At 59.0% G+C, this 19686-nt stretch carries 18 protein-coding genes; 11 read left to right on the top strand and 7 right to left on the bottom strand.

Features of this window, described 5'->3' with window-relative positions; translation table 11 throughout:
• Window positions 1-15 precede the first annotated feature (15 nt).
• From S7A_RS03265 to S7A_RS03255, 3 genes are all read right to left on the bottom strand, one after another.
• Window positions 16-933, bottom strand: coding sequence for a sugar ABC transporter substrate-binding protein (locus tag S7A_RS03265; protein ID WP_009087923.1), 918 nt, complete (start codon window positions 931-933; stop codon window positions 16-18).
• 223 nt (window positions 934-1156) lie between these two features.
• Window positions 1157-1543 carry a hypothetical protein gene (locus S7A_RS03260; protein ID WP_237712298.1) on the bottom strand — a complete coding sequence of 129 codons (387 nt, stop codon included), beginning with the start codon at window positions 1541-1543 and terminating at the stop codon, window positions 1157-1159.
• A gap of 93 nt (window positions 1544-1636) precedes the next feature.
• Window positions 1637-2029, bottom strand: coding sequence for a hypothetical protein (locus S7A_RS03255; RefSeq protein WP_009087921.1), 393 nt, complete (start codon window positions 2027-2029; stop codon window positions 1637-1639).
• Between the two features lie 221 nt (window positions 2030-2250).
• Here S7A_RS03255 and S7A_RS03250 point away from each other — a divergent pair, with 221 nt between their 5' ends.
• From S7A_RS03250 to S7A_RS03220, 7 genes are all read left to right on the top strand, one after another.
• Window positions 2251-3417, top strand: coding sequence for an HD-GYP domain-containing protein (locus tag S7A_RS03250; RefSeq protein WP_009087920.1), 1167 nt, complete (start codon window positions 2251-2253; stop codon window positions 3415-3417).
• Between the two features lie 108 nt (window positions 3418-3525).
• Window positions 3526-3615, top strand: coding sequence for a K(+)-transporting ATPase subunit F (kdpF, locus tag S7A_RS03245; protein ID WP_009087918.1), 90 nt, complete (start codon window positions 3526-3528; stop codon window positions 3613-3615).
• Entirely contained in the window at window positions 3615-5303 is a 1689-nt protein-coding gene (kdpA, locus tag S7A_RS03240) for a potassium-transporting ATPase subunit KdpA (protein ID WP_009087916.1), read from the top strand. The genes kdpF and kdpA overlap by 1 nt, the downstream gene beginning before the upstream one ends.
• Window positions 5300-7348, top strand: coding sequence for a potassium-transporting ATPase subunit KdpB (gene kdpB, locus S7A_RS03235; protein ID WP_009087915.1), 2049 nt, complete (start codon window positions 5300-5302; stop codon window positions 7346-7348). The genes kdpA and kdpB overlap by 4 nt, the downstream gene beginning before the upstream one ends.
• Before the next feature lie 10 nt (window positions 7349-7358).
• On the top strand, window positions 7359-7925 hold the full coding sequence (gene kdpC / locus S7A_RS03230) for a potassium-transporting ATPase subunit KdpC (RefSeq protein ID WP_009087913.1): 567 nt from the start codon (window positions 7359-7361) through the stop codon (window positions 7923-7925).
• Between the two features lie 30 nt (window positions 7926-7955).
• Complete coding sequence (gene kdpD, locus S7A_RS03225; protein ID WP_009087910.1) at window positions 7956-10631, top strand: two-component system sensor histidine kinase KdpD; 2676 nt, start codon at window positions 7956-7958, stop codon at window positions 10629-10631.
• A 54-nt stretch (window positions 10632-10685) separates the two neighbouring features.
• The gene (locus S7A_RS03220) at window positions 10686-11183 is read left to right on the top strand and encodes a TIGR00645 family protein (RefSeq protein ID WP_009087908.1); all 498 of its coding nucleotides are present in this window, start codon (window positions 10686-10688) and stop codon (window positions 11181-11183) included.
• A gap of 93 nt (window positions 11184-11276) precedes the next feature.
• Here S7A_RS03220 and S7A_RS03215 read toward each other — a convergent pair whose 3' ends face one another.
• On the bottom strand, window positions 11277-12233 hold the full coding sequence (locus S7A_RS03215; RefSeq protein ID WP_009087906.1) for a LysR family transcriptional regulator: 957 nt from the start codon (window positions 12231-12233) through the stop codon (window positions 11277-11279).
• Between the two features lie 93 nt (window positions 12234-12326).
• Between S7A_RS03215 and S7A_RS03210 the strand changes: the two genes are divergently transcribed.
• The 4 genes from S7A_RS03210 to S7A_RS03195 all read left to right on the top strand — a co-directional run bounded on the left by S7A_RS03210 (window position 12327) and on the right by S7A_RS03195 (window position 16390).
• On the top strand, window positions 12327-13529 hold the full coding sequence (locus S7A_RS03210; RefSeq protein ID WP_009087904.1) for an MFS transporter: 1203 nt from the start codon (window positions 12327-12329) through the stop codon (window positions 13527-13529).
• Window positions 13530-13591: 62 nt separating this feature from the next.
• Entirely contained in the window at window positions 13592-14938 is a 1347-nt protein-coding gene (locus S7A_RS03205; protein WP_009087902.1) for a sodium:proton antiporter, read from the top strand.
• 22 nt (window positions 14939-14960) lie between these two features.
• A complete protein-coding gene (locus S7A_RS03200; RefSeq protein ID WP_009087900.1) occupies window positions 14961-15305 on the top strand; it encodes a hypothetical protein in 345 nt (114 codons plus the stop codon).
• 167 nt (window positions 15306-15472) lie between these two features.
• Complete coding sequence (locus S7A_RS03195) at window positions 15473-16390, top strand: alpha/beta hydrolase (protein ID WP_033736095.1); 918 nt, start codon at window positions 15473-15475, stop codon at window positions 16388-16390.
• A 104-nt stretch (window positions 16391-16494) separates the two neighbouring features.
• On the opposite strand, the gene S7A_RS03190 is transcribed toward S7A_RS03195, so the two are convergent.
• From S7A_RS03190 to S7A_RS03180, 3 genes are all read right to left on the bottom strand, one after another.
• Window positions 16495-17574 carry a porin gene (locus S7A_RS03190; RefSeq protein ID WP_009087896.1) on the bottom strand — a complete coding sequence of 360 codons (1080 nt, stop codon included), beginning with the start codon at window positions 17572-17574 and terminating at the stop codon, window positions 16495-16497.
• A gap of 198 nt (window positions 17575-17772) precedes the next feature.
• Window positions 17773-18519 (bottom strand): glycerophosphodiester phosphodiesterase family protein, encoded by a 747-nt coding sequence (locus S7A_RS03185; protein ID WP_009087895.1) that lies wholly within the window; start codon window positions 18517-18519, stop codon window positions 17773-17775.
• Between the two features lie 37 nt (window positions 18520-18556).
• On the bottom strand, window positions 18557-19660 hold the full coding sequence (locus tag S7A_RS03180) for an extracellular solute-binding protein (protein WP_033736093.1): 1104 nt from the start codon (window positions 19658-19660) through the stop codon (window positions 18557-18559).
• Between the last annotated feature and the right edge of the window lie 26 nt (window positions 19661-19686).

The following is a 19686-nucleotide window of genomic DNA, read 5'->3' as shown; positions in this document are numbered from 1 at the left end:
CCGCGCCAGTCTGCGTCACGGATTCTTCGTGCTGTATTGCTGCATATTCTGCTGCGTGACCAGCTCAAACGGGATCCACTGATGGGACGCTACCTTCTGGCCTTTAATCATCTGCTGCGCCACCTCAACCGATTTTCTGCCCTGACCCACGGCATCCTGGAAAACCGTGACCGCCAGTTTGCCGCTAGCCAGCGCTTTCAGGCCATCCGGCGTGGCATCAATACCGCCCACCAGAATGGTTTTCTTCGGCTTCGCCTGCGCGATCGCCATAGTGGCACCAATCGCCATTTCATCGTTGTTGGCAGCGACAATATCGATATCTTCGCCGTTCGACAGCCAGCTGAGCATTAAATCCATTCCCTCGTTGCGCGCATAGTTGGCGGTCTGTTTCAGCACCACTTTCATCCCGGGATACTTTGCGACCACCTGCTCCACATCCCGGGTGCGCTGCAATGCACCCGCATCGCTGAGGTTACCGATCATAATGGCGACCCGGCCACGATAGCCGGCCTGTTTTGCCAGCGCCTCCATCTGCAGCGTGCCCGATTCGCGCTCATCCGAGCCGACAAACACCACGCCCGGAGGCAGGGTTTTATCGCCCGGCGTGCGGTTAACGTAAACCAGCGGAATGCGAGCCTGCTGCGCCAGGCGGGTCAGGGCAGGGGTGCTGGCGGAGTCGACCGGATCGACGATAATCGCATCCACTCCGGCGCTGATAAAGCTCTGCACCTGATCGGTCTGACGGCCCACATCGCCGCGCGCATCTTCAAACTGCGCATCCAGCTTTTGCGCTTTTGCCTCCTTGTCGATTGCCTGGCGGATAAGGGTGAGAAAGTTCTGGTCGAAATAGGCCACCGACACGCCAATTTTCTCTGCCAGCGCCGACGTGGAAAGAGCGAGCAGACAGAGAATTGCCCATGCACATTTTTTCATTGCGGACTCCCGAGGTTAACCGGATGGAATAGATTTTTCATTTATTATGAGAATGGATAAATAAGATCATTTGCAGCTTATGAAGGAGAGTCAGGTTTGACAACCGCCTCTTTTCACTCTTGCTGGTGCCGCCACACTTTGCCGGAAAAGCGTGGCGTTATTGCTGCGCGCACTGCGGCAGAGAGACAGGGTTTTTGCGCTTTTGTGCAGCGCCCTGTCTGAATTAAGGCAGCAGCAGACTCAACATTCCGGCAGCAACAAAAAACGCCGTCGCGGTAACCCACAGGTAATAGAAAAAGATCATCCAGGCCTGGAGGTTTACATCAGGTTCATCGAAGAAAGAGCAGGCAGGATCATCATGACGCATAAATAAGATTCTTTTTTTATGCGATAGTCTGATAAAAAAGCGTATCACTATAACAGCACCAAAAAAGCCCGTCATATGATGAAACGAGGCCGGAGCAGGAAAAAGATATTTTTCTTTATACCGTGCTATCAGATAATAATATTCTTCTCTTTTTAAGAGATAAATAATTAAAGAAAGCAATATCATTGCACTGCCTGATAAGGCAAAAAAGAGTCCCATTTCCGCTATTATTTTATTTGTCATTATAGAATGATTAACCACTTTTCGGAGCCTCTGTCTGCTGTGCCTTCCCCGGCAGGCGCTGCGCAGGGAGTTACGCTGACGCCAGCACGGGCTTTAAGGTAAAAGCAGACCAAAAACAGCGAACAGGATATAACATGCCGTAGCGGCAAACCACAGCAGCGAATAAAGTTTCATCCAGGCATGAATCTGATGTTTTTTGTCATCAAAAAAGGCATAACCGGGATCGTTAGGGGAAATAAATCGTATTTTCTTTCTTTGGCTTAATTTTATGAAAAATCGTAAAAGCGGAAACACGCCGAAAAAGCCCGTCGTGTAATAAAAGGCGCAGGGGCCAGGCAAGGTATATTTTTCCCGATAAGAGGAAACAAGACCATAATAATCCTGTCTTTTGATCAAAAAAAGAATAAGCGACAGCACCAGAAGGCAGCAGCCCAGCCCACCAAAAAATAACGCTGTATCAGCCAGTAATATGCCGGTTTTCATCATGTTTATGACCCTTTCCATGTCACCGTTAAGTCAACGTCCCGGAGCAAATATAAATAATTCTGCCGGGCCAGGCAAAAAACCTGCTGCTTGCGTAAGTAAGCGCAATTGCCTCTCCTCTGACCACTCTCCTGAACGCCGCCGCCGCACAAAACAGCCTGAAGAAAATTTGTCCAGCTGCCGATATCACCTTATCTCCCTCGCTGAGCTTAAGGAGTGATAGCGTGATAAAGCTGATTACCATTGATGAACTGCGCCCGGGGATGTTTATCCACAAGCTGGAAGTCTGGTGGATCAAAGACCAGCGCATTCGTAATGAGATGCTGATCGCCGATCCACGACAAATCGCCCTGTTACGCAGTGAAGGGATCCGCCAGCTCTGGATCGATCTCGATCGTTCAGTGCAGGCCCCGATCGCCACCGTGGTCGCGAAAAAAACCATTGGTCGCACCCCCTTTTTTCAGGAACTCGATCAGGCCCAGCAGATCTTCCAGCAGGGCAAACCGAAAGTCCTGGCGATGTTCAACGAAGCGCGGCTGGGTAACGGCCTGAAGCTCGACTATATGATGAATCTGGTGGATGAAATCGCCGGATCGATCACGCGTGAACCTTCCGCCATGCTGAGCGTGGCGCGGCTGAAGAATCATGATGACTATACCTACCTGCACTCCATGGCGGTCTGCGGGCTGATGATTGCGCTGGGTAAAACACTCGGTCTGAACGACCAGCAGCTGCGGCGGGTGGGCATGGGCGGTTTACTGCATGATGTCGGTAAAGCGGCCGTGCCACTGGCGATCCTCAACAAAGCCGGCAAGCTGACTGACGAAGAGTTCAGGGTGATGCGCGAGCATCCGGTGGTTGGCACGCAGATGCTGATAGAAGCTGACGCCGATGACGATCTGCTGGATATCGCCCTGCATCATCATGAGAAATATGATGGCAGCGGCTACCCGCACGGCCTGAAAGGGGAGGCGATTTCGCTCTATGCCCGCATGGCGGCGGTGTGTGACGTCTATGATGCCGTGACCTCAACCCGGGCCTATCGCAACGGCTGGACGCCTGCTGAGGCGATGCATCAGATGCTGAGCTGGCGCGGCCATTTTGACCCCGGCCTGCTGCACACCTTTGTGCGCACCATCGGCATCTATCCGGTGGGATCGCTGGTGCGTCTCGCCTCCGGCCGGGTGGCACTGGTGGTCAGAGCGGGTGAGAAATCGCTGATGCGTCCCTGTGTGCATGTGTTCTGGTCGCTGCACGCCCAGCGTGAAGTCAAACCGGAGGAGCTCGACCTTGGCGACAGTTTCTGCACTGACAGCATTGTCGGCGCAGAGGACAGCACGCTGTGGGGTAATGTCGATCTTAATCGTATCTGGGCGCTGGAAGTCGCCTGATATTTCGCCATTTTTACACTATTTTTACGCCCGCCCGCTGCATTTTAACCCCTTCTTTATACGCCTCCGCGCAAGCTATGCCCTAAATCCAAACCTCTGGAGGTTCCTGTGAGCGTGGGCGTAATAACCGGCATTCTGCTGGTGGTGTTGTTACTGGGCTATCTGATCTATGCCCTGTTAAATGCGGAGGCCTTCTGATGGCGGCCAATGCTTTCTTACTTATCGCCGTTTATCTGCTGCTGCTGATGGTGCTGGCGCAGCCGCTCGGCCGGGGTCTGGCGTCGTTAGTGGCGGATAAGCCGGTGTTTGCCCGCCTTGAAGCGCTGCTGTGGCGACTGCTGGGGGCGCAGCAATCTGACATGCGCTGGCCGCACTATCTGCTGGCGATTCTGCTGTTTAATGCGCTGGGTTTTGTCGTGCTGCTGGCGATTCTGCTGATGCAGGGGGCGCTGCCGCTCAATCCACAGCAGCTGCCTGGCCTGAGCTGGCATCTGGCGCTCAACACCGCCATCAGCTTTGTCACCAACACCAACTGGCAGTCCTACAGCGGTGAGAGCACCCTGAGCTATTTCAGTCAGATGGTGGGCCTGACGGTGCAGAACTTCCTCTCTGCCGCGACCGGCATTGCGGTGGCATTTGCCCTGATCCGTGGCTTCGCGAATCGCAGCATCGCCACGCTGGGCAACGCCTGGCGCGACCTGACGCGCATCACGCTCTACGTCTTACTGCCCATCAGCCTGCTGATGGCGCTGTTCTTTGTCAGTCAGGGCAGCATTCAGAACGTCCTGCCTTATCACAGCCTCTCCACGCTGGAAGGCGCGCAGCAGACGCTGTCGATGGGGCCGGTGGCGTCGCAGGAGGCGATCAAAATGCTGGGCACCAACGGTGGCGGCTTCTTTAACGCCAACTCCGCCCATCCGTTTGAAAACCCGAATGTGCTCACCAACTTCGTGCAGATGCTGAGCATCTTCCTGATCCCGGCGGCGCTCTGCTTCGCGTTTGGCGAAAGCGTGCGTGACCGTCGTCAGGGCCACATGCTGCTGTGGGCGATGACGCTGATGTTTGTGGCGGCGGTGGCGGTGGTGATGTGGGCCGAACTGCAGGGCAACCCGCACTTTCTCCAGCTGGGGGCTGACAGCGCCGTCAATATGGAAGGCAAAGAGACGCGCTTTGGCATTCTTAACAGCAGCCTGTTCGCCGTGATCACGACGGCAGCCTCGTGCGGTGCGGTCAATGCCATGCACGACTCCTTTACCGCGCTGGGCGGGATGGTGCCGATGTGGCTGATGCAGCTGGGCGAAGTGGTGTTCGGCGGTGTCGGAGCCGGCCTCTATGGCATGCTGCTGTTCGTGCTGCTGGCGGTGTTTATCGCCGGGCTGATGATTGGCCGCACGCCGGAGTTTCTGGGTAAAAAAGTCGATGTCTGGGAGATGAAAATGACTGCCCTGGCGATTCTGGTCACCCCGGCGCTGGTGCTGATCGGCACCGCTCTGGCGATGATGACCGACGCCGGACGCAGCGCTATGGCAAACCCGGGCATTCACGGCTTCAGCGAAGTGCTTTACGCCGTCTCATCCGCGGCCAACAACAACGGCAGTGCCTTTGCCGGACTCAGCGCCAACACGCCGTTCTGGAACCTGTTACTGGCCGTCTGCATGCTGCTGGGCCGCTTCGGCATCATCATTCCGGTGATGGCGATTGCCGGGGCGATGGCGGCGAAAAAAGTGCAGCCGGTGGGCAATGGCACGCTGCCTACCCACGGCCCGCTGTTTATCGCACTGCTGATCGGTACGGTGCTGCTGGTCGGCGCACTGACCTTTATTCCTGCTCTGGCGCTGGGCCCGGTGGCTGAGCATCTGCAACTTGTTCAGGGACAATCCTCATGAGTCGTCAACAACAGGCGTTATTTGACGCAGCGCTACTGCGCACCTCAGCCTGGGATGCGGTGAAAAAGCTCGATCCCCGGGTGCAGTTCCGTAACCCGGTGATGTTTGTGGTCTACCTCGGCAGCATCCTGACCTCGCTGCTGGCGCTGGCGATGCTGGCGGGCCGGATCGACGGCAGCGCCAGTTTTACCGGAGCGATTGCGCTCTGGCTCTGGTTTACCGTGCTGTTCGCCAATCTGGCGGAGGCGCTGGCAGAGGGGCGCAGTAAAGCCCAGGCGAGCAGCCTGAAAGGGGTGAAAAAGACCAGCTTTGCCAAAAAACTGTCAGCGGCGCGCTATGGCGCAGAGTGGCAGCAGGTGGCCGCCGATCAGCTGCGCAAAGGCGACGCGGTGCTGGTAGAAGCGGGCGACATCATTCCCTGCGACGGTGAAGTGCTGGAGGGCGGGGCCTCGGTGGATGAGAGCGCCATTACCGGCGAGTCCGCCCCGGTGATCCGCGAGTCGGGCGGGGACTTTGCCTCCGTGACCGGCGGGACCCGCATTCTCTCTGACTGGCTGGTGATCACCTGCAGCGCCAACCCGGGTGAAACCTTCCTCGACCGGATGATCGCCATGGTGGAAGGCGCGAAGCGTCGCAAAACGCCAAACGAGATTGCCCTGACCATCCTGCTGGTTTCGCTGACCATCGTCTTCCTGCTGGCGACCGTGACGCTCTGGCCTTTCTCGGCCTGGGGCGGAACGCCGGTCAGCGTTACGGTGCTGGTGGCGCTGCTGGTCTGTCTGATCCCGACCACGATTGGTGGCCTGCTGTCAGCGATTGGGGTGGCGGGGATGAGCCGGATGCTGGGCGCTAACGTCATCGCCACCAGCGGCCGTGCCGTCGAGGCCGCAGGCGATGTGGATGTGCTGATGCTGGATAAAACCGGCACCATCACCCTGGGTAACCGTCAGGCGACGCAGTTCCTGCCCGCGCCGGGCGTCAGCGAGGAGCAGCTGGCCGACGCGGCGCAGCTGGCGTCGCTGGCCGATGAGACGCCGGAGGGCCGCAGCATCGTGGTGCTGGCTAAACAGCAGTTTAACCTGCGTGAACGCGATCTCAGCAGCATGGGGGCTACCTTTATTCCCTTCTCGGCGCAGACCCGCATGAGCGGCGTCAACGTGCAGGACCGGCTGATCCGTAAAGGGGCGGTGGATGCGGTGCGTCGCCACATCGAAGCCAGTCATGGCCGTTTCCCGGCCGAGGTGAATGCCCAGGTCGAAGAGGTGGCGCGCACCGGGGGCACCCCGCTGGTCGTCGCCGAGGGCGCAAACGTGCTGGGCGTGGTGGCGCTGAAGGATATCGTAAAAGGCGGCATCAAAGAGCGCTTTGCCGAGCTGCGCAAGATGGGCATCAAAACCGTGATGATCACCGGCGATAACCCGCTGACGGCGGCAGCGATTGCGGCGGAAGCGGGCGTGGATGATTTTCTCTCTGAGGCGACGCCGGAAGCGAAGCTGGCGCTGATCCGCCAGTATCAGGCGGAAGGGCGTCTGGTCGCGATGACCGGCGACGGCACCAACGATGCGCCTGCGCTGGCACAGGCCGATGTGGCGGTGGCGATGAACTCCGGTACGCAGGCGGCGAAAGAGGCGGGCAACATGGTCGACCTCGACTCGAACCCGACCAAGCTGCTGGAAGTGGTGCACATCGGTAAACAGATGCTGATGACGCGCGGTTCGCTGACCACCTTCAGTATCGCCAACGACGTGGCGAAATATTTTGCGATCATCCCGGCGGCGTTTGCGGCGACCTATCCGCAGCTCAACATGCTCAACGTCATGCAGCTGCACTCGCCCGCCAGCGCGATCCTCTCAGCGGTGATCTTCAACGCTCTGGTGATTGTCTTTCTGATCCCGCTGGCCCTGAAAGGCGTCAGCTACCGGCCACTGAGTGCCGCTGCGCTGCTGCGCCGCAACCTGCTGATTTATGGGCTGGGCGGCCTGCTGGTGCCGTTTGCCGGCATCAAAGCTATCGATCTGCTGTTAGTGTTATCAGGCATGGCCTGAGGAGCAAAAAATGAGTCAGTTACGTCCGGCAATTTTACTGTTGTTACTGCTTACCCTGATCACCGGCGTGGTTTATCCTTTCCTCACGACCAGCCTGGCGCAGTGGCTGTTTCCGGCGCAGGCGAATGGATCGCTGCTGGAGGAGGATGGCGTGGTGCGTGGATCCGCGCTGATTGGTCAGAACTTCACGCAGCCCGGTTATTTCTGGGGCCGCCCTTCAGCCACCAGCGACAAACCCGATAATCCGCTGGCCTCAGGGGGCAGTAATCTGGCAGCCAGTAACCCGGCGCTGGACAAAGCCGTCGCGGAGCGCGTCGCAGCGCTGCGGGCCGCCAATCCGCAGGCGCCCGCCGCGGTGCCGGTTGAGCTGGTCACCACCTCAGCCAGCGGGCTGGACCCGGATATCTCGACTGACGCCGCGTTGTGGCAGGCACCGCGCATCGCCGCCAGCCGTAAGCTGCCGTTAGCGCAGGTCGAGGCGCTGATCGACCAGCAGACGCACCGTCCGCTGATGCCATTCCTCGGCTCGCCGACGGTCAATGTGCTGCAGCTCAATATGGCGCTCAACGATCTGTAAGGGTGTTTCTGTTATGCCATTAAGGAAGCTATGAATCACGAACCCCAGCGTCCCGATCCCGACGCGCTGCTGCAGGCTAACCGCGAAACCCATCGCGGGCAGCTGAAAATCTACTTTGGTGCCTGTGCCGGTGTGGGCAAAACCTACGCCATGCTGCAGGAGGCGCAGCGGCTGCGCGCGCAGGGTCTGGATGTGCTGATCGGCGTGGTGGAGACCCATGAACGGCCGGAAACCGCGCAGCTGCTGACGGGATTACCTCTGTTGCCGCGTCGTGCGACCGGTCGCTCGCGTCATGCGGAGTTCGATCTCGATGCGGCACTGGCTCGCCATCCGGCGGTGATCCTGATGGATGAGCTGGCGCACACCAACGTGCAGGGCTCGCGCCATCCCAAGCGCTGGCAGGACATCGAAGAGCTGCTTGAAGCGGGCATTGACGTGCTGACCACCGTCAACGTGCAGCATCTTGAGAGCCTCAACGATGTGGTCGGGGGCGTCACCGGCATTCAGGTGCGCGAAACCGTGCCCGATCCCTTTTTCGACAGCGCCGATGAGGTGGTGCTGGTCGATCTGCCGCCCGACGATCTGCGTCAGCGGCTGAAAGAGGGCAAGGTCTACATCGGTGACCGGGCAGAGCGCGCCATCGAAAACTTTTTCCGCAAAGGTAACCTGTTCGCGCTGCGTGAGCTGGCCCTGCGCCGCACCGCCGATCGGGTGGATGACCAGATGCGCGCCTGGCGCGATCAGCAGGGGCGGGATCGCGTCTGGCACACCCGCGACGCCATTCTGCTCTGCATCGGCGACGACAGCGGCAGTGAGAAGCTGGTGCGCACGGCCGCCCGGCTGGCGGCGCGGCTCGGCAGTGAATGGCATGCGGTCTATGTTGAAACGCCCCGTCTTCACCGGCTGCAGGAAGGACGGCGGCGGGCGATTCTGCGCACGCTGCAGCTGGCGCAGGAGCTGGGGGCGGAAACCGCCACCCTCTCCGAGCCGGATGAAGCCGAAGCGGTGCTGGGCTACGCGCGCGAACATAATCTGGGCAAAATCGTCACCGGCCGCCGTCCGCTGCGGCGCTGGCGGCGTGACAGTTTTGCCGAGCGGCTCGGCCAGCTGGGGCCGGATCTCGACCTGCTGGTGGTGGCGCTGGATGAACCACTGAAGGATGCGCCGCATCCGCTGCCGGATGGCCGCCCGACCAGCGATAAATGGCGGATTCAGCTGCGTGGCGTGATGATGGCGCTGGTGCTCTGCATCGCCGTTACCGCCGCCGGGCAGTCGGTGCTGATCAACTTCGATCCCGCCAACTGCGTGATGATCTACCTGCTGGCGGTGGTGATCGTGGCGCTGCGCTACGGGCGCTGGCCGTCGGTGATCGCCACGGTGATGAATATCGTCGCCTTCGACCTCTTCTTTGTGGCCCCCACCGGCACGGTGGCGGTCTCCGACCTGCAATATCTGGTCACCTTTGGTGTGATGCTGGCGGTCGGGGTCATCGTCGGCAACCTCACGGCGGGCGTCCGCTATCAGGCGCGGGTGGCACGCTACCGTGAACAGCGTGCGCGACAGCTCTATGAGATGGCGAAATCGCTGGGCAGCGCCTTAACGCCGCAGGATATCGCGGCGACCAGCCAGCGGGTGCTGGATGCCACCCTGCAGGCGCGCTGCCTGCTGCTGCTGCCGGATGAGCAGGGCGAACTGCAGCCGGTCGGTGAGGCGTTACCGGCCAGCGAACCGGACCGCGCTATCGCGAAGTGGAGCTACAGCAAAGGCCAGCCGGCGGGAGCGGGCACCGATACGTTACCGGCGGTGCCTTATCAGATCCTGCCGCTGAAAAGCGGCGGGCACTGCCGGGGCCTGCTGGTGGTGGAGCCGCAGAATCTGCGTCAGCTGATGATCCCTGAACAGCAGCGGCTGGTGGAAACCTTTACGGTGCTGATTGCTAACGCGCTGGAGCGGATGGCGCTGTCGCACAGCGAGGCGGCATCGCGGCTCTCGGCCGAGCGGGAACAGCTGCGCAATGCGCTGCTGTCCGCCCTGTCACACGATCTGCGCACCCCGCTGACCGTGCTGTTTGGTCAGGCGGAAATGCTGATGCTCGACCTGGCCAGCGACAACTCAAAATATGTGCCGCAGGCCAGCCAGATCCGCGAGCAGACGCTGAGTACCATCCGGCTGGTCAGCAATATGCTGGATATGGCGCGCATTCAGTCGGGCGGCCTCAATCTGCGTGAAGAGTGGCTGGCGCTGGAGGAGGTGATTGGCGGGGCGCTGAGCAGCATGGCGCCGTCGCTGAAAGGGCATGAGGTGCAGCTCGACCTGCCGGACGATATCGTGCTGATCAAAGGCGACAGCACACTGCTGGAGCGGGTCTTCACTAATCTGATTGAAAACAGCCTGAAGTATGCCGGTAACTGTGCGCCGCGCGGCATCCGGGCATGGCGTGCCGCAAACCGGCTGGAGATCTCCGTCTGGGATGGCGGGCCGGGCATCGCTGAAGGGGACTTAAGCCGGATATTCGATAAGTTTTCGCGCGGTGATAAGGAGTCTGCCGTACCGGGCGTCGGGCTGGGGCTGGCGATCTGTAAAACCATCATTGAGAGCCACGGCGGCCAGATTTGGGCAGAGAATCGGACCGAAGGCGGCGCGGCCTTTCGTCTCTCACTCCCCCTGCCGCCGGTTCCGGAAATTTCTGACGACGAGCTGAAATAACTTCACAGTGAATCGGTTATACTCCCGGACCTGTCTGATTACGTGTGGGATTGTATGGAACGTTTTACCGAAAACCTGATGTATGCATCGCGCTGGTTGCTGGCCCCGGTTTACATTGGACTTTCGCTGGGATTGCTGGCGCTGACGATTAAATTTTTCCAGGAAATAGTCCACCTGCTGCCCAACATTTTCAGCATTGCGGAAAACGATCTGATCCTGCTGCTGCTGTCGCTGGTCGATATGACGCTGGTTGGCGGTCTGCTGGTGATGGTGATGCTGTCAGGCTATGAGAACTTTATCTCGAAGCTCGATATCGACGAAGACAAAGAGAAGCTGAGCTGGCTGGGCAAGATGGACTCCGGCTCACTGAAGAACAAAGTGGCCGCCTCTATCGTCGCCATCTCTTCAATTCACCTGCTGCGGGTGTTTATGGAAGCGCGCAACGTCGATAATGATAAGCTGATGTGGTACGTGATTATCCACCTGACCTTCGTGCTCTCCGCCTTTGTCATGGGCTGGCTCGATAAGCTGTCACGCTACGATAAAAAGTAACGCATTCCCTTTCCGGCGCGCCGCTGATGCGGGCGCCTGCTCTGCCTCCTCATCCCGCGTCTCCCTGCCCAAATCCGCTAGCTGTCTCCGACGTTACTCCGCCCTGTCTGAGCGGGCCGGTTGTGAGGCCGGACGGGTGCCGGTCAGCTGCGGCATCACCTCTTTGATCATGGCAAAGAAGTGTTGCAGCCTGGCCGGGTAGTAACTCGCCCACGGATAGGTCAGCCACACCGGCAGCGGCGGGGCTTGCCACGCGGGCATCAGCTGAATCAGTTTGCCCTCCGCCAGATCGTCCTGCACCGCCCACGATGAGACAATCGCCGCCCCCATGCCGGCCAGTGCCGCTTTACGCACGGCGTAAAGGCTGTCGCTGCTCAGCCGCGGCATAATCGGCAGGTTCAGCGGCTGGCCGTCATCTATTTTCTGCAACGCCACTTCATTACGGTAGAAGCTGGTGAGCGCCAGCCACGGCAGATCGCCCAGCTGTTCCACCCGCTCAATCGGCGGAAACTGGTCCAGCAGGCGCGGCGCCGCCACCACGAAACGCGGCACTTCTGCCAGCAGGACCGCCACGACCGACGGATCGCTGGGCGCGCCGACCTGAATGGCACAGTCCACATTTTCCGCGATGAAGTCAGGTGTGCGGTCATTCAGCATCCACTCTATATTGAGTCGGGGATAGCGGTGCAGATAGTCCACCAGGGGATCGATCAGCTGATCCTGACCAAAGGCGTGCGGGGCGCGAACCCGCAGCGTGCCGATGGGATCGTCACTGGCCCCGGTCAGCTCATCTTCCAGCGCATGCCACGTGGCCAGCAGCTGCCGCGCCTGGGCGTAGCAGCGTTCACCATCATCGGTGAGCTTCAGCGCATGGGTCGTGCGCAGAATGAGCTTCAGCCCCAGCCGCTGCTCCAGGATTTGCAGCCGCCGGCTGACGGTAGGCTGGGTGGTGCCGAGCTGTGCCGCAGCGGCAGAGAGGCTGCCGCTCTCAACAATACGGATAAAAGTCTGCATCAGTTCGATGCGGTCGCTGCCACTGGAATAATTCATACGCTCCACGCATAACGGTTTTGCCTGACGTCAGTCTACCGCGTATAACCGCAATGCGCTTAAATAGCGGCACGAAATGATGAGGATGACACCATGTCAGCAATAGAAAACCCAACCCGAAACGAACCGCTCTCTGCTCCGCTGGTCTTCACCCTGGCCGCCGGGGCCGGGCTCAGCGTGGCGTCGATTTACTACAGTCAGCCGATGCTGGATATCATCAGTAAACAGTTCAGTGCGGGCATCGGCGCGGTCGGCATGGTGCCGATGCTGACGCAGGCGGGCTATGCGCTGGGCATCCTGCTGCTGGCCCCGCTGGGCGACCGCCATGACCGGCGCACGATTATCTTTATCAAGGGCCTGCTGCTGGTCGCCGCACTGCTGCTGTGTGGCTTTTCCGCGGGGCTCAGCGCGCTGCTGATCGCCAGCTTTGTGACCGGCCTGACCGCCACCGTGGCGCAGGATATTGTCCCGGCGTCGGCGGCGCTGGCTCCAGAACGCAGCCGGGGTAAAACCGTCGGCACGGTGATGACCGGCCTGCTGGTGGGGATTCTGCTGTCGCGGGTCGTCAGTGGCGTGGTGGCGGAGTATTTCGGCTGGCGCACCATGTATCTGATTGCGGCGCTGTCGGTGCTGCTGATTACGCTGACGCTCAGGCGGGTGCTGCCACGCTTTACGCCGGGCACCACCGTAAGCTATCCGCGGCTGTTGCTGTCGCTGGTGCATCTGTGGCGTCACCACCAGACGCTGCGCCGCGCCGCTCTGGCTCAGGGACTGCTGTCGGTAGGCTTCAGCGCCTTCTGGTCGACGCTGGCGTTAATGCTCAGCGATCGCTTTCATCTGGACAGCGCCGTGGCCGGGGCCTTTGGCTTAGCCGGGGCAGCGGGGGCGATGGCGGCCCCGCTGGCGGGCAGTTTTGCCGATCGCATCGGCCCGGCGCGGGTCACCCAGGCCGGTGCCGCCCTGGTGACGCTCTCTTTTGCGCTGATGTTCCTGCTGCCCGTGCTGCCTGTCCCGGCGCAGCTGGCGCTGATTGTGATCTGTACCATTGGCTTTGATCTGGGCGTGCAGGCCACGCTGGTCGCGCACCAGACGCTGGTCTATGGCCTGGCACCTGAAGCACGCAGTCGCCTCAATGCGCTGCTGTTCACCGTGGTGTTTATTGGTATGGCCAGCGGGGCGGCACTGGGCAGCCTGGCGCTGGCGCACTGGGGCTGGAATGGGGTGGTTGCGCTCTCTACCTTAGCCGGTGCGGCCGCGCTGGCGGTGCGCTTCGCCAGTCGCCACCTGAAAAACTGATCGTCTCGCCCTTCAAAAAATGTGCCAGGCTTATTGATAAACCCGAAATAAGCTGGAGCATTATGAACTTTTTAGCCTGGACAGCAGCGACGGGCGGCCTTCTGCTGCTGATGTCGCTGGCTTCCGGTTGGATTCACCGGGGGCCAGTCACCTCATTTGGTCTGTTTCTTATCGCGGGCATACTGTGCGGCCCGTGGGCGTTTGATGTGGTCCACATCGATATCGTCACCCATTCCGAAGCCGTGGCCCACATTACCGAAATCACTATGGCCGCCTCGCTGTTTATCACCGGACTCAAGCTGCGTCTGCCGTTACAGAATAACTGCTGGCACACCGGGCTGAAACTCGCCTTTCCCGCCATGCTGCTGACCGTGGCGGCAATGACCCTGCTGGCCCATTTCCTGGTGGGATTAGACTGGCCGGTTGCGCTGGCGTTTGGTGCCATTGTCGCACCGACGGACCCGGTGCTGGCCAGCCTCATCTCGGTAAACGATGCGCAGGATGATGACTCGCTGCGGGTGGCAATCTCCAGCGAAGCGGGCATGAACGACGGCTCCGCGCTGCCGCTGCTGGTGCTGGCGCTGCTGCTGTTCAATGGCGAGAGCCTGAGCGGGGGGATGCTGGCTCACTGGGGCGCGGTCGAGGTGATCTGGGCGATTGGCGCCGGGCTGCTTATCGGCTTTGTCATGGGGCAGATGATCGGCGTGCTGACGACCCGGCTGCGCAATGCCAACGGCGATGTGGCCCCCAATGATTTCCTCGCGCTGGCGCTGATCGCGCTGAGTTATTCGCTGGTGGAGTGGCTGGGGGCCTCCGGCTTCCTGGCCGCCTTTGCCGCCGGACTGGGGCTACGCCGCGCCGAGCTGGGGGTGTTTCGCCGTCATCAGCCGGAGGATCTCTCTGATGATGAACGTGTTCTCCCCTCTGAGGCGCTGGTCAATCCCAATAAGCGGCTGGCGCACCAGGGCAATAACAATATGGTGAAGTCGATTGGGTTTGTAGTAGGCGACGCCCTCTCTTTTGGCGATACTATTGAACGTCTGCTGGCGGCTGGCATGATGGTGGTGCTGGGCGTGACGCTGGCACAGCACTGGAATATCTACGGCGTGCTGCTGGGCCTGGTGCTGTTTGTGGTGGTGCGTCCGCTGGCCGTCTGGCTGGTCACGCTGCGCGCCGGGCTGCCGCTGGGTCAGCGTCTGCTGATTGGCTGGCTGGGCATCCGCGGAATCGGCAGCCTGAACTATATTGCCTATGCCTGGACGCACGGCATGGAAGGCCCGCAGATGGAAATCATGACGAATATGGCGTTAACGCTGGTGGTCTGTAGCGTGGTTGTCCACGGCACCACCGTGTCGCCGCTGCTGAACTGGCGTCAGAAGCGCATCGAAGCCCTTCAGCGCAAAGTTTAATCCGAACAAACAGGAGTGAAGAATGAAAGTAACCCAGATTATCCTGCTGAGCCTGCTCGCCTCCGGCAGCGCGCTGGCGGCGGACGACGCTGACACCGAACAGAATGTCTACGCCAGTCAGCTATGTCACATCGTCAGCAGTGAAAAAAAGGTCGCCAGCGCGGATCAGTATGTGGAGCAGATGAAATCTGACGTGGCGCGCAGTAAATCCTCATCGGCGATGAATCAGCCCGAATTTGATGAAGAATCGGCGCGGGAAGTTGCCAGTGCCTGGCTGCAGCTGGGTGACGATGAACGCGCCAAACTGCGCGTCAACGAACAGCAGTGTGAGCAGGCTGTGATGGCGCAGTTCCAGCAGGAAGATTAACCGGGCCGCACGGTATAAAACGCGCCTGCGGGGCGCGTTTTTTTATGGCTTTTCACCCGGCATTGCGTACATAATCGCCAGCGTCTGGCACCAGACTTGCATCTGTTGATTCTTTTGCAGCACACCGCAACGGGCTGCTCTCTTACTGGCATCACTTAACAGGCACTATGATTACGCGTCGACGCTTTATTCTCGGCACGGGAGCGCTTGGGCTCTCCATGACCACCGGCAAATTATTTGCCCGCGATGACATTATTCCCCTCTGGCCGGACGACCCGCCCGGCGGCGGTGGCCCGTCGGGCCAGCTGCACATTAACAGCAGCGGTTCGTGGTCCAATATCGTCAGCCCGGCGATCCAGCGTTTCAAACCGGAAAATCCCAACGGCGAAGCGGTGCTGATCGCCGCAGGCGGCGGCTATCGCTGGATCGGCATGGGGCGCGAAGCCTGGCCGGTGGCGCGCTGGCTGAATGCCAATGGCTACACCGCCTACGTGCTCAGCTACCGGCTGCCGCATGAAAAGTGGCAGGCGGGGCGGCTGGCTCCGCTGCAGGATGCGCAGCGTGCTATCCGGCTGGTGCGATCGTTTGAGCGCAGGGTGCATGTGCTGGGCTTCTCGGCCGGTGGCCATCTGCTGGGGCTGGCGGCGGCGCGCCCGGACTTTGAATCCTATCCGGCCATCGACCCGCTGGATGAAGTGGTGCCCGCCGTCGACAGCGTGGGCCTGATCTATCCGGTCATTACCCTGGAAGCGCCCTATCAGCACACCAGCACGCATCTGATGATGGTCGGCAAAAATGCCACCCCACAGGATGAGGCAAACTGGTCAGTGCAGAACTTTGTGACCCGGCGCTATCCGCCCACCTTCCTGGCGCAGGCGGAAGACGATCACACCTCCAACCCGTTTAACACCGAGCTGATGCGCGACACCTGTCGGCGTAATCGCGTGCCGGTTGAGCTGATTCAGATCAGCAAAGGCGGGCATGGGTTTGGTCTGGGCAAAGCGGGAACGCCGGCGGCGTTGTGGGATCAGGCCTATGTTAAGTGGCTGGAAACCCCTCATCAGGCTGCGTCCCCGGCCCTGTAATGATTCCCCCTGCGGCTGACGTAAAAAAAGCTGGCATGAGCCAGCCTCGCTAAGTGCGCGTTGTCAGGTATGAAGCCATACTGCACAAAAAAGGAGCAGCCGGGTCAGAACTGATAGGTCAGGCCCATACCGATACTGTTTTTCGTCGTAATGCCGGTGGCACGCGTAAAGTCGTTGTCCTTCAGCAGGTTAATGCGGTAGTCCACGTAGGTCAGCATGTTCTTGTTGAAATAGTAATAGGTGCCCACCGCAATATATTTCTGCATCGTCTGGCTGCCTCCGGCAAAATTCCCTGCGCCCTGCAGGTTTTCGCCACGCTGCATGACAAAACCGACAGAAGGGCGCAGACCGTTCAGGAACTGGTACTGCGCAATCGCCTCAACGTTATGGGTTTTGTCGGCGACCTGTGCCTGCTGTCCATAAGGCGTAACGTCACTGGCTTCGCCATACATGGCGGCCAGATAGAGCTGGCTGGCATCATATTTTGCAGAGGTGACCCAGGCGGTGGCATCGTCTCCCTGACCGTCAGCTTGCTGGGTCAGCGTCCGTTTGGCTTTCATCCCTGCCGCCGCAATGCTCAGCCCATCGGTAATGCTGTAAGTCACACCAGCACCGTAGCCATCCCCGTTAGCCACTTTAGCGGTGGCGCGGTCATTTTTTCCCTGATACTGCAGGGTCAGCTTTAACCCACCCCACGCCGGAGAGTGCCAGGTCGCGAGGCCGGTTGAGCGTTTTGACAGGAAGTTATCGTTGGTAGTCATGGTGCCGGAACCGTAGACCGGTGCCATATCCGTATAGGCAGAGGCAACGTACAGCACCCCAAAGCTACGGCCATAATCGAATGAGCCGAAGTCGGCCAGTTTCAGACCGGCAAACCCTAAGCGTGTGGCATTACCCGTTTGCGCGTCGCTACCGCCTTCACTGTGATTCAGCGGGAAGTTATATTCCCATTGACCATAACCGCTAAGCCGATCGTTAATTTGCGTCTCACCTTTAAAACCCAGGCGTGCGTATGAGTTGTCGCCATCTTCTGCAATATTATCTGAGAAAACATGACGCGCATCGACTTTACCGTACAGGTCGAGTTTATTTCCATCTTTATTATAAATCTCAGCGGAGTATGCAGAAAATGAGGCCAGAAAACAGATTGCATACGGCGCGGCGGCTTTTATTTTATTGTGCATATCATCTACCCTTATCCGTTAACTTAAGCATGAGGAGGTAACCGCGCAGAGCGGCATTTATTTCACTATGACTTTCGTCTTCCAGAATGGCTAAATAATAAAGGCGTTATAGCGGCCATAAAGGTTATGGCCATTTTTATAATGAATTTCCCTGGTGTTACGGATTTATGGCTGAGAACGTCCTGAACAATTTTTTATTCAGAATGCTAAGTCGGGGATATCGCTTAATACCGTTTGCGCACCCGCATCAATATATTTCCTGGCAAGAACCGGGTCATTGATTGTGGCAATCGCAAATTCAATACCTGAACGAGCCAGTCGCGTCAGGTCTTCGTCCGTCGCGAAGTCACCCAGGAAATGCAGGATCTGGCAACCCGTTCTGGCGAGGAGCGCCTCGGGGTCTTTGGGCGGGACGCAAACTGCCAGGCCGCGCGGGACGTCAGGCATAAGCTGTGCGGCAACCTGCAGCGAAATCTCCGAGAAGCTGCTGATAAAGAGCTTCTTCTCACCTGCTGGCCACAGTGACTTCAGCTGAGCGATAGCAATCTCCGCCGTTTCCACTTCCTGTCCGGAGGTGGGTTTGATCTCCAGTTGCAGCCCGACGCCTTTATCCAGAACAAACGCCACTGTTTCAGCCAGCGTCGGCACTTTTACGCCTCTGAAAAGGTGGCCATAACACACGCCCGCCTCCAGCGATCGGATCTCATCCAGGGTTAAGTTCGCCACATAGCCTTTGCCATTTGTTGTCCGGTCCACGGAATCGTCATGAATAATGACCGGGTGTCTGTCTTTGGTGAGTTTGACATCCACCTCTATCCACGTCGCTCCATGTTCAACAGCCGCCTGAAACGAAGGCAGCGTGTTTTCCGGTGCCAGCAGCGGTGCTCCCCGATGGGCAATCAGGCGGGCATTCACTACGCGTGCAGGGGTTTTTTTTGTCGACATTACTGGCTTTACCTTCTGTTAGGGTTTTATCGCAGGTCTACCTGAGCAAAACCTGGTTAGAGAATTCGGTTCTGACTTCATCACCCAGCGGTTTAGGCATGAACTGGGTGCCATGAACGCGCTCTTTGCTGTCGATCAGCCCGGCATCACGATTCACTTCTCTGTTTTGCGGCGTAATGCCATAAACCTGCTGGAACAGCCGCTGGGTGGTGGGCAGCGTCAGCCAGTGGATAAACAGCAACGCTGCCGCTTTATGGGGGGCATTTTGTGGTATCGCCACCATATTTCCGCCGCCGGGCATGCCGAAATCGGGGACATAGAGCCGGATGGTTTTCGGGACTTCACCGTGGTTTTCTAATCCCACCAGGTAATCTTCCCAGGCGGGAACCAGCAGGAATTCACCGCTGACCAGTCGGGTGACGCTGTCGGCGTTGGAGGCCGTAATGATGTAGTTAGGACGCTGCTGTCTGAACCAGTTCCAGGCGGGCTGGAGAGCCGTCAGGCTTTTTACATCCGCGTCGCCTTTGGTGAAATCAAAACCCGGCACCTGCGTGCGCGTCACCGATTCAATAAAGGCCGGGCCGGAACCGCCGTTTTCAACGTTAAAGCCAAATTCCTGAGGATGAGCCTGCAGGAAGGCCGTGAGCTGCGGCAAAGTTCGCGGCAACTCACTTTCTTTCAGGCGGCGCGAATCGTAGGCCAGACCGGTCTGGTTGCCCCAGAATGCCACGCCATAGCCTTTACTGTCCGTTCCCTCAATGGTGTAGTTCAGGGTTTTGCCTTCCGGCAGCAGTCTGTTAATCGGGCCAAAAAACGTCTGCTCAGGCGAGACGGTTCCGAATGCGCCCCCGCCAATCGAAAACAGATCGATATCGCCCGTTTCCCGTCCGCGGTCAGCCATGAGCTTATTAATATTGCCCTGAAGTGTGCCTTCAGACAGGGTAACGTTAATGCCGTACTGTTTTTCAAACAGGCTGACCTGCTCTTTTAACCGATCCTGGTAATACCATTGATACCAGGTCAGTTTCCCCTCCTTTTTCGCCTCTCCGACAATCTGTTCCCAGTTCATTGTGTTTAAATCCTGAGCCGGGCTACAGAAAGCCCCGGCCAGCAATAATATTGCAGCAGCGAGTCTGAACATATGTTTCCCCAATAACGCGTATTAAA

The sequence above is a fragment of the Pantoea sp. Sc1 genome, from assembly GCF_000255315.1.
Lineage (GTDB): Bacteria > Pseudomonadota > Gammaproteobacteria > Enterobacterales > Enterobacteriaceae > Pantoea > Pantoea anthophila.
Note: the sequence above shows the minus strand (reverse complement) of the source record. Positions and strands in the feature narration are given on the sequence as shown.

Coding starts and splice junctions, on each gene's coding strand:
- S7A_RS03265 (WP_009087923.1), bottom strand. CDS start 933: ATGAAAAAATGTGCATGGGCAATTCTCTGTCTGCTCGCTCTTTCCACG.
- S7A_RS03260 (WP_237712298.1), bottom strand. CDS start 1,543: ATGACAAATAAAATAATAGCGGAAATGGGACTCTTTTTTGCCTTATCA.
- S7A_RS03255 (WP_009087921.1), bottom strand. CDS start 2,029: ATGATGAAAACCGGCATATTACTGGCTGATACAGCGTTATTTTTTGGT.
- kdpA (WP_009087916.1), top strand. CDS start 3,615: ATGGCGGCCAATGCTTTCTTACTTATCGCCGTTTATCTGCTGCTGCTG.
- kdpB (WP_009087915.1), top strand. CDS start 5,300: ATGAGTCGTCAACAACAGGCGTTATTTGACGCAGCGCTACTGCGCACC.
- kdpC (WP_009087913.1), top strand. CDS start 7,359: ATGAGTCAGTTACGTCCGGCAATTTTACTGTTGTTACTGCTTACCCTG.
- kdpD (WP_009087910.1), top strand. CDS start 7,956: ATGAATCACGAACCCCAGCGTCCCGATCCCGACGCGCTGCTGCAGGCT.
- S7A_RS03220 (WP_009087908.1), top strand. CDS start 10,686: ATGGAACGTTTTACCGAAAACCTGATGTATGCATCGCGCTGGTTGCTG.
- S7A_RS03215 (WP_009087906.1), bottom strand. CDS start 12,233: ATGAATTATTCCAGTGGCAGCGACCGCATCGAACTGATGCAGACTTTT.
- S7A_RS03210 (WP_009087904.1), top strand. CDS start 12,327: ATGTCAGCAATAGAAAACCCAACCCGAAACGAACCGCTCTCTGCTCCG.
- S7A_RS03205 (WP_009087902.1), top strand. CDS start 13,592: ATGAACTTTTTAGCCTGGACAGCAGCGACGGGCGGCCTTCTGCTGCTG.
- S7A_RS03200 (WP_009087900.1), top strand. CDS start 14,961: ATGAAAGTAACCCAGATTATCCTGCTGAGCCTGCTCGCCTCCGGCAGC.
- S7A_RS03195 (WP_033736095.1), top strand. CDS start 15,473: ATGATTACGCGTCGACGCTTTATTCTCGGCACGGGAGCGCTTGGGCTC.
- S7A_RS03190 (WP_009087896.1), bottom strand. CDS start 17,574: ATGCACAATAAAATAAAAGCCGCCGCGCCGTATGCAATCTGTTTTCTG.
- S7A_RS03185 (WP_009087895.1), bottom strand. CDS start 18,519: ATGTCGACAAAAAAAACCCCTGCACGCGTAGTGAATGCCCGCCTGATT.
- S7A_RS03180 (WP_033736093.1), bottom strand. CDS start 19,660: ATGTTCAGACTCGCTGCTGCAATATTATTGCTGGCCGGGGCTTTCTGT.